The organism is Cryobacterium psychrophilum (assembly GCF_004365915.1).
Lineage (GTDB): Bacteria > Actinomycetota > Actinomycetes > Actinomycetales > Microbacteriaceae > Cryobacterium > Cryobacterium psychrophilum.
Window position 1 is genome coordinate 2,248,785 of the sequence record NZ_SODI01000001.1, and the last position, 14,028, is coordinate 2,262,812.

Genomic DNA, 14,028 nt, shown 5'->3' on the forward strand with positions numbered 1-14,028 from the left:
CCACCGGGGCCCGTCCGGGCCACCGGGAGAGCAGCCCTTCGGGGCCGCTCGAAACGAAAGAGAAGGAAGAACAATGGCACCGAAGAAGAAGGTTACAGGTCTGATCAAACTTCAGATCAAGGCCGGCGCCGCTAACCCCGCACCGCCCATCGGGCCGGCACTGGGTCAGCACGGCGTCAACATCATGGAATTCTGCAAGGCCTACAACGCTGCAACAGAAGCCCAGCGCGGAAACGTCATCCCGGTTGAGATCACCGTGTACGACGACCGTTCATTCACGTTCATTTTGAAGACCCCGCCCGCAGCGGAGCTCATCAAGAAGGCGGCCGGAGTTGCCAAGGGCAGCGGAACCCCGCACACCGTCAAGGTCGCCAAGCTCACGCAGGCACAGATCCGCGAAATCGCCGAGACGAAGATGGCTGACCTCAACGCCAATGACATGGAAGCCGCCGCGAAGATCATTGCCGGCACGGCTCGCTCCATGGGCGTCACGGTCGAGGCCTAAGCCTCATCCCCTGGCGCACTTGCGCCTTCAGTAAGTAGCACGTCGTGGAAGAGCCAGCCAGGCTCACGAAAACCACATCCTCAGTACACACAGGAGATTTCACATGGCAACTAAGTCAAAGGCATACCGCGCCTCTGCCGAGAAAATCGGCGCAGACACGTTTTACACGCCGGCCGCAGCCGTCGCTCTCGCCAAGGAGACCGGCTCGTCCAAGTTCAACTCCACCGTTGAGGTCGCCCTCCGCCTCGGAGTAGACCCCCGCAAGGCCGACCAGATGGTTCGCGGTACCGTGATTCTTCCTCACGGCACCGGACGCACCGCTCGCGTCATCGTCTTCGCAACGGGCCCCGCGGCCGAGGCGGCTATCGCTGCCGGCGCCGACGAGGTTGGTGGCGACGAGCTCATCGAGAAGGTAGCGGCCGGTTACACCTCGTTCGACTCCGCTGTATCCACCCCGGAGCTCATGGGTAAGGTCGGACGCCTCGGAAAGGTACTCGGCCCGCGTGGCCTCATGCCGAACCCGAAGACCGGCACCGTGACGCCCGACGTCGCGAAGGCTGTTTCCGATATTAAGGGTGGAAAGATCGCCTTCCGCGTTGATAAGCACGCCAACGTACACTTCGTTGTCGGCAAGGCGAGCTTCTCTGTTGAGGAGCTCAACGAGAACATCGAAGCCGCCCTCGAAGAGGTCGTTCGTCTCAAGCCCAGCTCTGCCAAAGGCCGCTACATCACGAAGGGCGTCGTTTCGACCACTTTCGGCCCCGCCATCCAGCTCGATGTGAACGCGTTCTAAGCTCCCTCACGCCGTAGCTCGCTGCACAACAAAGCAGGGCCCGTCTTCGGACGGGCCCTGCTTTGTTGTGTGCGGCGGCGCTAGCCGATGTAGCTCATGACGTGCTTGATGCGGGTGTAGTCCTCGAGGCCATACATCGACAGGTCTTTGCCGTAGCCGGAGTGTTTGAAGCCGCCGTGCGGCATCTCGGCGACGAGCGGGATGTGGGTATTGATCCACACGCAACCGAAGTCGAGGTTCTTGGACATGCGCATGGCCGTGCCGTGGTTGGAGGTCCACACGGATGACGCGAGGCCGTACTGCACATCGTTCGCCCAGGTGAGAGCCTGCGCCTCGTCGGTGAACTTCTGCGCGGTGATCACCGGGCCGAAGATCTCGTTCTGCACGGCCTCGTCGGTCTGGAGCAGGTTGGATACAATCGTGGCTTCGTGAAAGTAGCCGCGCGTGCCCTGACGCCGGCCGCCGAGCTCAAGTGTGGCGTGGTCGGGGAGGCGATCGATCACGCCCTGTACCCGGCCGAGCTGGTCAGCGCTGGAGAGGGCCCCGTAGAGAATGCCCTCGTCCCGCGGTGCGCCCGTGCGTGCGTTGTCTTTCGCGTGGGCGGCGAGAGCGGCCATGAACTCGTCATGGATGCCCTCTTGGACGAGAACGCGGGTGGCAGCGGTGCAGTCCTGACCGCCGTTGTAGAAGGCGGCGCCCACGATGCCTTCCACGGCGCTGGCAATGTCCGCGTCGTTGAACACGATGGCAGGAGCCTTGCCTCCGAGCTCAAGGTGTACGCGCTTGAGGTCGAGGGCGGCTGCACCGGCCACTTCCATCCCGGCCCGCACCGAGCCGGTGATGGACACCAGCTGGGGGGTGCGGTTTGTCACGAGCGAGCGCCCGGTATCGCGGTTGCCCGTGACGACGTTGAACGTGCCCGCCGGCAGAAACTCGGAGGCGATCTCGGCGAGGAGGAGCGTCGAGACCGGTGTGGTGTCCGAGGGCTTGAGCACGATGGTGTTGCCGGCGGCGAGGGCGGGGGCGATCTTCCACATCGCCATCATCATCGGGTAATTCCACGGGGTCACCTGGCCGACGACACCAATCGGCTCGCGGCGCACGAACGAGGTGTGATCCTTCATATACTCCCCGGCCGATTTGCCTTCAAGCAGCCTGGCGGCGCCGGCAAAGAAGCGCAACTGATCGATCATCATGTCGACCTCTTCGCCTACGAGGCCGGGGCGCGGTTTGCCGGTGTTTTCGCTCTCCACGTCGGCCAGTTCCTCGGAACGTCCCTCAAGGGCATTGGCGAACTTAAGCAGCGCGTGCTGGCGTTCCCCTGGGGTGGTGTCTCCCCAGGTCTCAAAGGCGGTGGCCGCCGCACGATACGCCGTCGCGACATCCGCTTCGGTGGAAACTGGTGTCGTCGCGTAGATGTCTTCGGTGGCCGGGTTGATGATGTCGAGTTGATCGGTCGCGGTCGACTCCGCGTAGTCGCCGTTTACGAAGTTGTGGAGTTCACGAGTGGCCATGGCGGTCCTTTCATAGAAGAGAGGCGACGCCGGTGGGCTCGGTTCGGTGACAGCCCTGTCGCCTCTGGGCACGAAGCCCTACGGCGACGATACCCCACGGCGCGTCGAACGGCAGGGGCTGGGACGAGGACCGTACAGATAGACTAGGAAATGTCTACCCCTCATGCAGTATTTTTCGAATGTGGCAGAGTGGAATTCGTGTGCAGTACGTATGGGCAATTGGGGTGCCAGCACGCAAGGGGGCACGGGGTGGCGAAAGATGAACGAGGGTGAATTGGTACAAACCGGTGGTCAGGTCGCATACGAGATCCTGCGGGCGCGGATTCTCTCTGGCGAACTTGCCGCACACGCGACGCTGCGCGAACAGGCGCTGGCCCAAGAACTCGGCGTGAGCCGCACTCCCGTGCGGGAGGCGCTTCGGCGGCTCGACACGGCGGGACTGGTGGAGTTCGTGCCCAACCGGGGGGCCACCGTGCTTGCCTGGTCGCGCGAGCAGATACGGGAGACGTACTTCGTGCGGGCCTCGCTGGAGAGCCGCGCCGCGGGCCTCGCTGCCGCACGCATCGAGCCGGTCGACCTGAAGCTCCTGTCCCTGCTCATTGAGCGGATGGAACAGTTCGTACTCTCGACTGACGACGTGGGCATAGCGACGCTGGCCCGCCTCAACGCCCAGTTCCATCACACGATCGTCGTCGCCGCCGACAGCGCACAGCTGCTGGCCCTCACCCAATCGGTGGTTCGCGTGCCCCTGATGGCGAGCACGTTTCGCGCCGCTGGTGCCCAGTACCGGGCGCGGAGCAACCACCATCACCGCGATATCCTGACGGCGCTAGAGTCAGGGGACTGCGTGTGGGCCGAAGTTGCCATGCGCGCGCACATTTTGGCCGCGCGCAACATGGTGACGAACGACACCGAGTCGAGCCAGGCCGTCGCGACCAGGCCCGAACCCGAGTTGGCCGAAGCGGCGCGATTCACGACGTGACCGGGAACCAGGCAGGGCCGGCACTCCCGGCTGTGGCTACCAGGCGTCGAGTGTAGTCGTGCTGCGGTGACGCGAGCAGATCCGGCACGGATGCATGCTCCACGATCGTTCCCGCCTGCACGACGGCCACGTGCCGGCAGCTTGCCGCGAGCACCGTGACGCTCTCGGTCACGATCATCAGGGTGAACGCGAGTTCATCCTGAAGCTTGTGCAGGAGGTCGATGACCGCGATGACGTCGACCGGGTCCAGTGCCAGTGTGGGGTTGTCGGCGACCAGGAGTGCCGGATCGCACGAAATGGCGCCGGCGATCAACACCCGTTGTGCCATGAGCGGGGTGAGGTCATCCGGGAAGAGCCTGAAGGTGGCTCTCGGATCGGTGAAGCCCACCTTGTCAAGCAGTTCCAACGACCGTCGCTTGGATGCGGCTCGGGAGAGGCCAAGCGTCTTTCGGAGCGGGGCCTGCAGGTGGTCACCAATGCTGAATGCCCCGTCGAGGCTTTCGGCGGGCGCGCGTGGAATGTAGGAGATGTTCGTGCCCCGCAGCCGCGTTGCGTCGCGCTCGGACAGGCCAACGAGCTCGACACCATTGAACAGGATCGACCCGCCGGTAATGCGCGTCGCCGGGGCCAGGAGGCCGCTCGCGGCGAGGGCGATCTCAAGGGCGCCGGAGTCGGATCCCCCGAGGAGTCCCACGATCTGTCCCGCGGCGATGGTCAGGGACACCCCCGACACGATTTCAGGAGTGTCAGGCGCCACCGCGATGCGAAGTCCCCGAACGTCGAGAAGAGCAGATGACCGAAACCATGTCGACGGAAGAGGTTCTTCGGATGTCCCCGGACCGGACGGAGCCGGCACGCGGCAGTCCTCGGAGGATCCTGCAGGGAGCGTCAGCGCCGGATCGTTAGTCGGTGTCGGAAGCATGGAAAATCCCAGCCCGGCGGCGGCCCCCGCCGTCAGGAGCAGGAGCGCGAGGGGCGACCAGTCGGACATGGTTCCGGTGGATGAGTGCTGCAGGGAGTTGCGCAGCATCGCGCCCCACGTGGGGCTGACCGGATCGACCGGCCCCAGAAAACCGAGATAGGTGCGGAACGTCACCATGACGGCCAGAACAAGTAACGACAGTCCGATGAGCCGAGAGCGAAGCGCCGGAAGCACAGACCGCACGAGGAGCCCCACGGTGGTCAGGCCCCATCGGCCACGCGTTTGTTCACCCGGCGAAGAGGCTCGCACGGCGCGTACCGCGCTGCGGACAAGCAGGAATAACGGGATCGTCGCGAGCACTCCGACCATGAGCATTGCGCCGTTGAGGCCATCGCTCGAGTCCGACACCACGACCACGACCACGAGAAAAATAAAGGCAGGCACGGAGGCTGTCAGATACGCCATCCAGCCGGCGATGGCATCGAACCGTCCCGAGTGCGTCCCGGCAAGCAGGCCGCACACGGTGCCAATGAAGAGGGTAACGAGGGTGGCGGTGACACCGCCGACGACGGCCTCGCGGGTGCCCTGGGCCAATCGTAGGAATTGGTCGTCAGGCGCCCGCCCTGCGGCGAGCAGTGGCCCAGCCGCGGCCACGATGACCATGGTCGCCAGCACAACCAGTGCCACGGTGGCAACCGGATGCGCCGCAGCATGACGCAGAGTGCCCCGAGATGACGGCATCGCGCCTCTCATGCGGCACGCTCCCGCGCGCGCACGATTGCCATCCAAGCGCCCCGCAGCGGGCCGACCGCCACAACGGCAATGGCGGCTGCGACAAACACGGCGAGGGTGATCACGACGGAGGAGGAGCTGAGAGTGGTCGAAGCGAACGATCCGCCCCGTTGCACAACGACGGCATCCATCACGAGCGTGGCGCCGACCAGCCCCAGGAAGTGCAGGCCGAGCAGTTGGGCAGGGGCCAGAACGCAGCGGCGCAAGACGTGCACGCGGAGAATATACGCGCGCGGCAAACCCCGGCTGCGCAGAGTGCGCACGAGGTCAGACTGAAGCAGATCGCGCGAGGTGGCGGCGATCTGCCTGGCGATAGCGGCCGCTGACCCCAGGGCCAGTGCGATGAGTGGCACGCTGATCGACGCCAACCAGCCGGGGAGGGACTCGCCGATGGCAACGTACTCGACGGAGGGAAGGGGGGAGGCAAGCCCTACGAGCCGGGGAGAGACAGCCATGGCAACCCACACTGCGGGGACGATGTGCCCGGCGAGAAGGACAACCGACAGAGCTCTGTCCACCTTTCGGCCGTGGTGCGCAGCGAGTGCACCGGCCGTTATCCCGAGCAGGGCCGCAAAGGCCGTCGACACGAGTGCAATGGCCATGACGACAGGCATCCTTGGCACAAGCCAATCCCCGCCGGCACCGAGCGGAGCCGCCTCGCGTGCCACGACCACGATCGTGCCGATCACCATCACGCTGAGGGCGGGAAGCCACACTCGACGGGGGAGGGGGCCAGCGCTGTAAATCTGGCGACCCTGTTGCGTCTCGGCGGCTGTCATGGTCGTCGCATCCCCTTGTTTGAGTGAAAGGCTTGAACCGGAACCAGTGGTTGCATGCAAGAGACCCCAGGTTTCACCCTACGTGTACCTAAGAGTGCCTTGACTACCGTGCACGGTGCAAGAAGAACGCCGGTGCCGGTTAGGCCCGCACGTCAACTGTACGCTCGCACCATGGTGGATCTGTTCGCTGGAACCGGTCACATGCGAGCGCTGAGGCGCGGCCGTCAGGCGGTCGCATGTTCCTTCGGGGAGTGGGTCTCGAGAAACTGGTAGACCTCGGTCTGGTCGACGCCGGGGAACGTTCCGGAGGGCAGCGCTGCCAGAAGGCTTGTCGGCGTGCGTGCGGCCGGCCAGGAATTCGCCGCCCACCGGTCGGCGAGGTTGCGGGGAGGCATCCGGCAGCAGGACTCATCGGGGCACTTCGATACGGAACGGTTGGGGGTCTCGCGGCCCCTGAACCACTTCACCTCGCTGAACGGCACCCCAACGCTCACCGAATACTCACCCTCCTTCGCCTTCTCGATGCGCGAGGTGCACCAGAAGGTTCCGGCAGGCATGTCGGTGTACTGGTAGAACGCACTGAAGCGGTCTGCCACGTCGAACACGGTTCGCGCCGTCCATGTGCGGCACACCGTCGCGCCCTCCACCGCGCCGAGGGCGTCGCTCGGGAAGCGTACGGAGTCGTTCTCATAGGCCTTGATGATCGTGCCGGACTCGTGCACCTTCATGAAGTGCACGGGGATGTCGAGGCGTGCCGTGGCGAGGTTCGTGAATCGGTGCGCGGCGGTTTCATACGACACCGAGAAGGCATCGCGCAGGTCTTCCATGGAGATGCGGCGCAGCGACTTGGCCTCGGTCAGCATGCGCACCGCGTCGCGTTCCGGCAGCAGGATGGCCGCGGTCAGGTAATTCGTTTCGACGCGCTGGCGCAGAAAATCCGCATAATTTTCTGGTTCCTCATGGCCGCACAGGTGACTCGCAAAGGCCTGCAGGATGGGCGGGCGGGAGTCGCCGGATGCGGATCGTTCGGTGGGCAGATAGATGCGCCCGTTGAGCTTGTCGGTCACCGACCGGGTTGAATGCGGGAGATCGTGCACGTAATGCAGGGAGTAACCGAGGTGCGTGGCCATGTCGGCGACCAGCTGCTGCGAGACTGGTCCGCCGGAATGGCCAACCGCGCCGAGCAATTCGAGGGCGAGGGCCTCGAGCTCCGGAAAGTAATTGTCTTGCTGGCGCATGATCGCCCGCAGCTCCGCGTTGGCTCGCCTAGCCTGCTCGGGCGTCGCCGCGCGTTCCCGGTGCAGGCGGCCGATCTCATTGTGCAGGCTGAGGATCGTTTGCAGGGTTTCATCGCTCTGACCCTTTGACACCCGGATGCGGGGCAGCCCGAGGGCTTCGAACACGGGCCCCCGCTGGGCGCGCTCGACCGAAATTTCGAGTGCGGCGCGCTCGGACGGCGCATCCGTTTTCATGAGGTCATCAACGGTCGTGCCGAGGGCGGTGGCGATCGTGCGCAGCATGGAGAGGCGCGGCTCGCGTTTGCCGTTCTCGATCATTGACACCTGGGAGGGCGCCCGGTCGATCGCCGCGGCCAACGCGTCGAGGGTCATTCTTCGCTCAGCGCGCAGTTCACGGATGCGGCGTCCCAAAATGAGGGCGTCGAACTCGGATTCCTCCTCGATGAGCGGGGGAAGGGTGACGGGACCGGAAATGACCATGGCTCAGTGTGGCACGAAAAATTGCGTAGAACAGAAGAACACCGAATATTCTCCCGAATCATTCTGGTTGGGGTGCTTGCTTCCGAGAGAGAGTTATGTCGTACCAAGCACTCGCCATCGAATAACCGGATCGCCCAGGGTGGCACCCACACACACGAAGGAGAAAGACCATGACAACCACTCACCCGGCGACGATCGACCGCCCGAAGACGTCCGGGATCACCACTGGCAGCTTCGCCACCGTCCCCGCTCACCTCGAAGTGACCGGCCCCCTGGGAGACCGCTACGACGAGGTGCTCACCCCGGACGCGCTGAAGTTTCTGGCCGAACTGCATGAACGCTTCGCCGGCACCCGCCATGACCTGCTCGCGAGCCGCCTGCAGACGCGCGTGGACGCCGCGAACGGGCGAGACCCCAAATTTCTTCCGGAGACCGCGCACATTCGTCTCGACACCGAGTGGACCGTCGCCGGCGCCGGCCCCGGACTCGAAGACCGTCGCGTGGAAATCACCGGACCGACCGACCGCAAGATGGCCATCAACGCGCTGAACTCCGGTGCCAAGGTGTGGCTTGCCGACCAGGAGGACGCCACGAGCCCCACCTGGGCGAATGTCGTCGAGGGCCAGATCACCCTCATGGACGCCGTGCGCGACCAGCTCAGCTACACGAGCCCCGAGGGTAAGGAATACACCGTGGGCGAGCAGACGCCTACGATCGTGATGCGCCCCCGGGGCTGGCACCTGGTGGAGAAGCACGTGACCTTCGTGGACCGGGCGAACCGCCGCATGAAGGCATCCGGAAGCCTGATCGACTTCGGCCTCTACTTCTTCCACAACGCCCAGAAGCTCATCGAGAAGGGCAGCGGACCCTACTTCTACCTGCCGAAGATCGAAAGCCACAAGGAAGCTCGCCTGTGGAACGACATTTTCAGCTACTCCGAAGACCGCCTCGGCATCGAGCACGGCACGATCCGCGCGACGGTACTGATCGAGACGATCCAGGCCGCCTTCGAGATGGACGAGATCCTCTTCGAGCTGCGCGACCACTGCGCCGGGCTCAACGCCGGACGCTGGGACTACATCTTCAGCATCATCAAGACGTTCCGTGCCCGCGGCCGTCGCTTCGTCTTTCCCGACCGCAAGCAGATCACCATGACCGTGCCCTGCATGCGTGCGTACACCGAGCTGCTCGTGGCGACGTGCCACCGTCGCGGCGCATATGCCATTGGTGGGATGAGTGCCTTCATCCCCAACCGCCGCGACCCGGAGGTGACCGAGCGTGCGTTCGCCCAGGTGACGGCCGACAAGCAGCGCGAGGCGACCGACGGCTTCGACGGCACGTGGGTGGCTCACCCCGACCTGATCCCGTTTGCCCAGGCCGAGTTCGATGCCGTTCTCGGCGACAAGGCCAACCAGCTCGAGCGCACGCGCCCCGAGGTGGCGGTCACGGCTGCCCAGCTGCTCGACGTGAGCTCGATCGGTGGCACCATCACCGAAGAGGGCGTGCGCAGCAACCTGCTGGTCTCGCTGCGCTACATCGAGTCCTGGCTGCGCGGCGTGGGAGCGGCGGCCATTGACAACCTGATGGAAGACGCCGCCACCGCCGAGATCTCCCGTTCGCAGCTCTGGCAGTGGATCCACGAGAACTCGGTCACCGCCGAGGGCCGTCGCATCGACTCCGCCTGGGTAGACCAGCTGCTGGCCGAGACCGTCGCCGGCCTCGAGCGCACCGCGGGCGACCGGTTCAACGACGCCCTCACGGTTCTGCGGAGCGCTGCTCTTGAGCCCGAGTTCCCAAGTTTCCTCACGGTGGGCGCCTACGCACGCTTCTTCTAGGCTCCGCTGCACAGCGGGCAAAGGCCGGTGGATCTCCACCGGCCTTTGCCCGCTTTTGTGCATGTCGCAACCGTGGTGGGTGCGCGGCCTAGGGTGGATACGTGAGCACAATTCGAGTCGCGACCATCGCGGATGCCCCGGCGTTGGCCGAGCTGGCCGCCGCAACTTTTGAGCTGGCCTGCCCGCCGAACACCACGGCGGCTGCAGTGGCTGAGTTCTTGAGAGACGTGCTGTCGGAGAGCAACTTTCGCACGTACCTCGAAGACCCCAATCGACTCGTGTTCGTTGCGGAGTTCGAGGGTCGGCTTCTCGGTTACACCGTCCTGGTCTTCGGGGACCCCGGCGACTCTGACGTTCAGGCGGTGATTCGGATTCGCCCGACCGTCGAGGTGAGCAAGTGCTACGTGCGAGCCGGCAGCCACGGCGGGGGTCTCGCGTCCTCGCTCATGGCGGCCACCCTGCACGCCGCGGGGGAGCGCGGTGCCGTCGGTGCCTGGCTCGGCGTCAACGAACTCAACGCGCGCGCCATCCGCTTCTATGAGAAGCAGGGGTTCGCCGAGGTGGGTCGCAAAACGTTCCCGCTCGGCGGGGTGCTCGAAAACGACTTCGTGCTCGAGCGCGCCCTCTAGACGGTGCCCGACGAGTCGGGCGGGGTTTTGGCGCCCTTGACCTGCTCGTAGGCCGCGAGGGCCGCGCGGCGGCTGTCGGCGAGGTCCACGATGGGCGCGGGGTAGGCATCCGTTCCCCACTCGTCGATATTGGCGCGAACGTAGGTCTCGTTCGGGTCGAATTTGGCGAACTGCAGTTGCGGGTTGAAGACGCGAAAGTAGGGTGCGGCGTCGGCCCCCGACCCGGCGACCCACTGCCAGCTGGCCGGGTTGCTCGCCGGGTCGGCGTCGACGAGGGTGTCCCAGAACCAACGCTCGCCCTCGCGCCAATCGATGAGCAGGTTCTTGGTGAGGAACGATGCCGTGACCATGCGCACCCGGTTGTGCATCGTGCCGGTGCGCCAGAGCTCGCGCATGCCGGCGTCGACCAGGGGAAAGCCGGTGCGCCCCCGCTGCCAGGCCTCGAGCGCCGTCTCATCAAGCGGATGCCACGGGAACGCATCAAAGCCGGGTCGCCAATTCTCGGTGGCGAGATGGGGCGCGTGAAACAGCACGTGGTAGCTGAACTCCCGCCAGCCGAGCTCGGTGAGAAAGCGCACGGGGCCCTTGCCGGGCGAGCCGGCGGTGGCTTCCCGGGTGGCGTGCCACACCTGGTACGGGCTGATTTCGCCCCAGCGCAGGTGCGGTGACAGGCGAGAGGTGACGTTCTCTGCGGGCAGGTCGCGTTGTTCGGCGTAGCTGCCGAGGCTGTCGCTGAGAAAATCGTGGAGGCGCTTGTGGGCGGGTGCCTCGCCGGGCTGCCAGGCGGCGCGCAGGCCGTCGGCCCAGTCGGGCGAGTGGGGTTCGAGGCCCCAATCGTCGAGGTCATCGGTAGCGACCTGGCCGGGCCAGGGGACGATCGCGGTGGGCGCGGGGTACGGATTGCGCGGCAGCGGCGCCGCGTTGCAGGCGCGCCAGAACGGGGTGAAGACCGAATACGGGTTGCCTTGGCCGGTGGTGATCGTCCAGGGTTCGAAGAGGAGCGAACCGGCGAAACTCTGGGCGTCACAGTCGCTGCCCGGCAGGGTCGCTTTGATGCGCGTGTCCACGTCGCGTTCCGCCTGGCCGTAGCGCCGATTCCAGTAGACGGCGCCGGCCCTCGTGCTCGCGGCGATTTCGGTGATGATCGATTCGGCGGGGCCGCGTCGCAGTACGAGTGGCACGCCGAGGTCACCGAGGGAAGCGGTGAGTGATCTCAGGCTGTTGTGCAGCCACCAGAGGGAGGCTCCGCCGAGCGGCCGGATTCCGGGGGATTCCTCGTCGAGCACGAACACGGCCACGACGGGCGCACCGCGCGTGATCGCATGGTGCAGCGCGGGGTGGTCAGCGAGGCGCAGGTCGTCGCGAAACCACACGATCGACGGGGCCGGAGTTCCGGGGATCTGCGTTGCTGTGCCCGGTTCGCCGGGGACAGCAGTGTGGCGCTCGGACATATGTGTGGCCTCCGTTGTGTCATGCCAGTCTTGCACCACGAACGTGGGGAGGGCTGACGGGTCTGACCCTCGCGGCACTCGTTAGAGGGTGGCGGCACGCGGCGGAACACGTGCCGTGGGGCGCAACGAGTGCCGCGAGGCGCGAAACGTTCGTGACGGTTAGTCGGTGACGCGCAGCACGATCTTGCCGCGGGTGTGGCCGGCCTCCACCAGGTGGTGCGCGGCCGCTCCTTCTGCGAGGGCGAAGACCCGGTCGATGTGCACGCGCGCCGCCCCGGAGTCCATGAGGGCGCTGATGCCCTCGAGCGTGCGGGCGTCGCTCGACACCTTGTAGCCGGTGGCCCGAATGCCCGCCGCCGCGGCCTCCTCTGCCATGGTGGGCCAGCTTCCCGTCGGCGCATTCACCAGGATGCCGCCTTGACGGATCACACTCAGGGAACGTGATCCGGTGTTGTCGTACACGTTGCCGATGAGGTCGATGACGGCGTCGAGGTCGTGCACCTGTTCCTCGAACCGTGTGGTCGTGTAGTCGATCACCTCGTCCGCGCCGAGTTCCCGCAAGAAGTCGAGGCTCCCGGTGGAGCCCGTTGCCGTGACGTGCACCCCGAAGGACTTGGCGAACTGTACCGCGAGGTGACCGACGCCTCCGCTGCCGGCGTGGACGAGCATCCGCTGCCCCGGTTTGGCCTCGGCCATGTCGACGACCATGCCCCACGCCGTGAGCGCGGCGACGGGCAGCGCGGCGGCCTCTACGTGGCTGAGTCGGGCCGGTTTGCGGGCCACGCTGAGCGCGGTGACGGCCACGTATTCGGCGTAGGTGCCGGCCGTGCGCGGTACCCGGGCCATGCCGTACACCTCGTCGCCGGGCTGCAGGGAGAAGCCCTCGTAGGGCGAGCGCACGACCACGCCACTGAAATCGTTGCCGAGCACCACCGGGTAGCCGGTGATCGCGGCCGAGACGCCCTTGCCCGAACGGGTCTTGGCGTCGATGGGGTTCACGCCGGCGGCGATCACCCGCACGAGCAGCTCGTCGAGAACCGGAACGGGCAGCGGCAGGTCAACGAGGTGCAGTTCCTCGGGGGTGCCGGGTCGGTCAATGACGAGGGCGCGCATGGTCTTCGGAAGGTCGGTCATGACACCAGTCTGCCGCGTACCGCGTCACAGAACGGGCTAACGCGCGGTGCGGGCCTGTCGATCCACGTACTCCTGCTCGAGCAGCCCGATCAGGTCGTTCGCGAAACCAATGAGAATGGCGATCTGGTCCTCATCGCGCTCGATCCAGCGACACTCGGGCACGGGGTTCACCGGCACGAAGTCGAGGTGCTGCTCCCACACGAGCAGGGTGCGGTCGGCGCCCAGCACGTACTGCTGCCACCACACCTGCCGCAGGTACGAGCGCGGAATGCTGCGCCACGGCTTGCTGGTGGTCTTGATCTCGGCGAGTTCGAGCACGCCGTTCTCGCCCGGGCCCACACCATCGGGTGTCGCCAGGTGTCGGGGCTGGTCGGCCGCGTGAAAGAGATTGTTGCTGGGCTCGATGCCGTAGTTTTCGAGCACCCACGCGGCGATCTCCGGTTCGCGCGCCCGACCGTGGTCGGTGAACGTGTTTCCGGTGAAGCTGCTGCCGTTGAGCTTGTCGAACGCCGCGTTCTGTACGGACTTGGGGGTGGCGAGCTTGGCGACATCCGTTGCCGTGATGCCACGGGCACGTGCTCGCAACCACGCCACGCGATCTTCGGAATTGGCGACGATGCGGCGGGTGTGCGGCAGCGGCTCTGAAGCGATGGTGACGGGCGGTGCCAGCTCAAAGAGGGAGAGCAGGGAATCGGTCACTGTTCAACTATGTCACTCCGGCCAGTGGGGCGATCACGAACCCCCGCCGCGGCTGCGTCGTGGGTCACCACGATGAGAGTGAGCTCGCGATCGCACCAGAGGCCCTCGAGCAGGTCCATGATCTCGTTGCGCGTGCTCTCGTTGAGGCCGCCGAACAAGAAATTGGAAACCACACCTATCCCTGCGCCGGGGCGAAGCTATGAACCATATATGAATGGGGACCGTGCCCGTTTCTCAGTCGGCTGCAGGGTGTCACATGGCTGGTTCATAGGAAA

Annotated in this window: 13 protein-coding genes; 5 read left to right on the plus strand and 8 right to left on the minus strand. The window is 65.7% G+C overall.

All coding sequences use genetic code 11. From position 1 onward, the window contains the following. Positions 1 to 73: 73 nt before the first annotated feature. Both rplK and rplA read left to right on the plus strand, forming a co-directional pair. Positions 74 to 505 carry a 50S ribosomal protein L11 gene (gene rplK, locus EDD25_RS10600; RefSeq protein ID WP_134173242.1) on the plus strand — a complete coding sequence of 144 codons (432 nt, stop codon included), beginning with the start codon at positions 74 to 76 and terminating at the stop codon, positions 503 to 505. Positions 506 to 608: 103 nt separating this feature from the next. Continuing rightward, entirely contained in the window at positions 609 to 1,298 is a 690-nt protein-coding gene (gene rplA, locus EDD25_RS10605) for a 50S ribosomal protein L1 (protein WP_134173243.1), read from the plus strand. 80 nt (positions 1,299 to 1,378) lie between these two features. Here the strand turns inward: rplA and EDD25_RS10610 are convergent, their stop codons facing one another. Further along, positions 1,379 to 2,812: a gamma-aminobutyraldehyde dehydrogenase gene (locus tag EDD25_RS10610; protein ID WP_134173244.1), complete on the minus strand. Its 1,434-nt coding sequence runs from the start codon at positions 2,810 to 2,812 to the stop codon at positions 1,379 to 1,381. A gap of 259 nt (positions 2,813 to 3,071) precedes the next feature. On the opposite strand from EDD25_RS10610, the gene EDD25_RS10615 reads away from it, so the two are divergent. Further along, positions 3,072 to 3,794, plus strand: a complete 723-nt coding sequence (locus tag EDD25_RS10615) for a GntR family transcriptional regulator (protein WP_166671272.1) — start codon at positions 3,072 to 3,074, stop codon at positions 3,792 to 3,794. Here the strand turns inward: EDD25_RS10615 and EDD25_RS10620 are convergent. From EDD25_RS10620 to EDD25_RS10630, 3 genes are all read right to left on the minus strand, one after another. Next, on the minus strand, positions 3,784 to 5,457 hold the full coding sequence (locus EDD25_RS10620) for an ATP-binding cassette domain-containing protein (protein WP_166671273.1): 1,674 nt from the start codon (positions 5,455 to 5,457) through the stop codon (positions 3,784 to 3,786). The two genes, EDD25_RS10615 and EDD25_RS10620, sit on opposite strands and share 11 nt — an antisense overlap. 8 nt (positions 5,458 to 5,465) lie before the next feature. Next, positions 5,466 to 6,287 (minus strand): ABC transporter permease subunit, encoded by an 822-nt coding sequence (locus EDD25_RS10625; protein ID WP_134173247.1) that lies wholly within the window; start codon positions 6,285 to 6,287, stop codon positions 5,466 to 5,468. A gap of 224 nt (positions 6,288 to 6,511) precedes the next feature. Continuing rightward, a complete protein-coding gene (locus EDD25_RS10630; protein ID WP_134173248.1) occupies positions 6,512 to 8,005 on the minus strand; it encodes a helix-turn-helix domain-containing protein in 1,494 nt (497 codons plus the stop codon). A gap of 170 nt (positions 8,006 to 8,175) precedes the next feature. Here EDD25_RS10630 and aceB point away from each other — a divergent pair, with 170 nt between their 5' ends. Together aceB and EDD25_RS10640 are read left to right on the plus strand one after the other, a co-directional pair. Next, positions 8,176 to 9,840 carry a malate synthase A gene (gene aceB / locus EDD25_RS10635; protein ID WP_134173249.1) on the plus strand — a complete coding sequence of 555 codons (1,665 nt, stop codon included), beginning with the start codon at positions 8,176 to 8,178 and terminating at the stop codon, positions 9,838 to 9,840. A gap of 101 nt (positions 9,841 to 9,941) precedes the next feature. Then, a complete protein-coding gene (locus tag EDD25_RS10640; RefSeq protein WP_134173250.1) occupies positions 9,942 to 10,469 on the plus strand; it encodes a GNAT family N-acetyltransferase in 528 nt (175 codons plus the stop codon). Here EDD25_RS10640 and EDD25_RS10645 read toward each other — a convergent pair. The 4 genes from EDD25_RS10645 to EDD25_RS17555 all read right to left on the minus strand — a co-directional run bounded on the left by EDD25_RS10645 (position 10,466) and on the right by EDD25_RS17555 (position 13,926). Next, a complete protein-coding gene (locus tag EDD25_RS10645) occupies positions 10,466 to 11,920 on the minus strand; it encodes a cryptochrome/photolyase family protein (protein WP_134173251.1) in 1,455 nt (484 codons plus the stop codon). The two genes, EDD25_RS10640 and EDD25_RS10645, sit on opposite strands and share 4 nt — an antisense overlap. Before the next feature lie 159 nt (positions 11,921 to 12,079). After that, positions 12,080 to 13,054, minus strand: coding sequence for an NADP-dependent oxidoreductase (locus tag EDD25_RS10650; protein WP_241986370.1), 975 nt, complete (start codon positions 13,052 to 13,054; stop codon positions 12,080 to 12,082). Positions 13,055 to 13,090: 36 nt separating this feature from the next. Then, entirely contained in the window at positions 13,091 to 13,753 is a 663-nt protein-coding gene (locus tag EDD25_RS10655) for a YqaJ viral recombinase family protein (protein WP_134173252.1), read from the minus strand. Continuing rightward, positions 13,750 to 13,926: a hypothetical protein gene (locus tag EDD25_RS17555; RefSeq protein ID WP_166671274.1), complete on the minus strand. Its 177-nt coding sequence runs from the start codon at positions 13,924 to 13,926 to the stop codon at positions 13,750 to 13,752. The genes EDD25_RS10655 and EDD25_RS17555 overlap by 4 nt, the downstream gene beginning before the upstream one ends. Positions 13,927 to 14,028 lie beyond the last annotated feature (102 nt).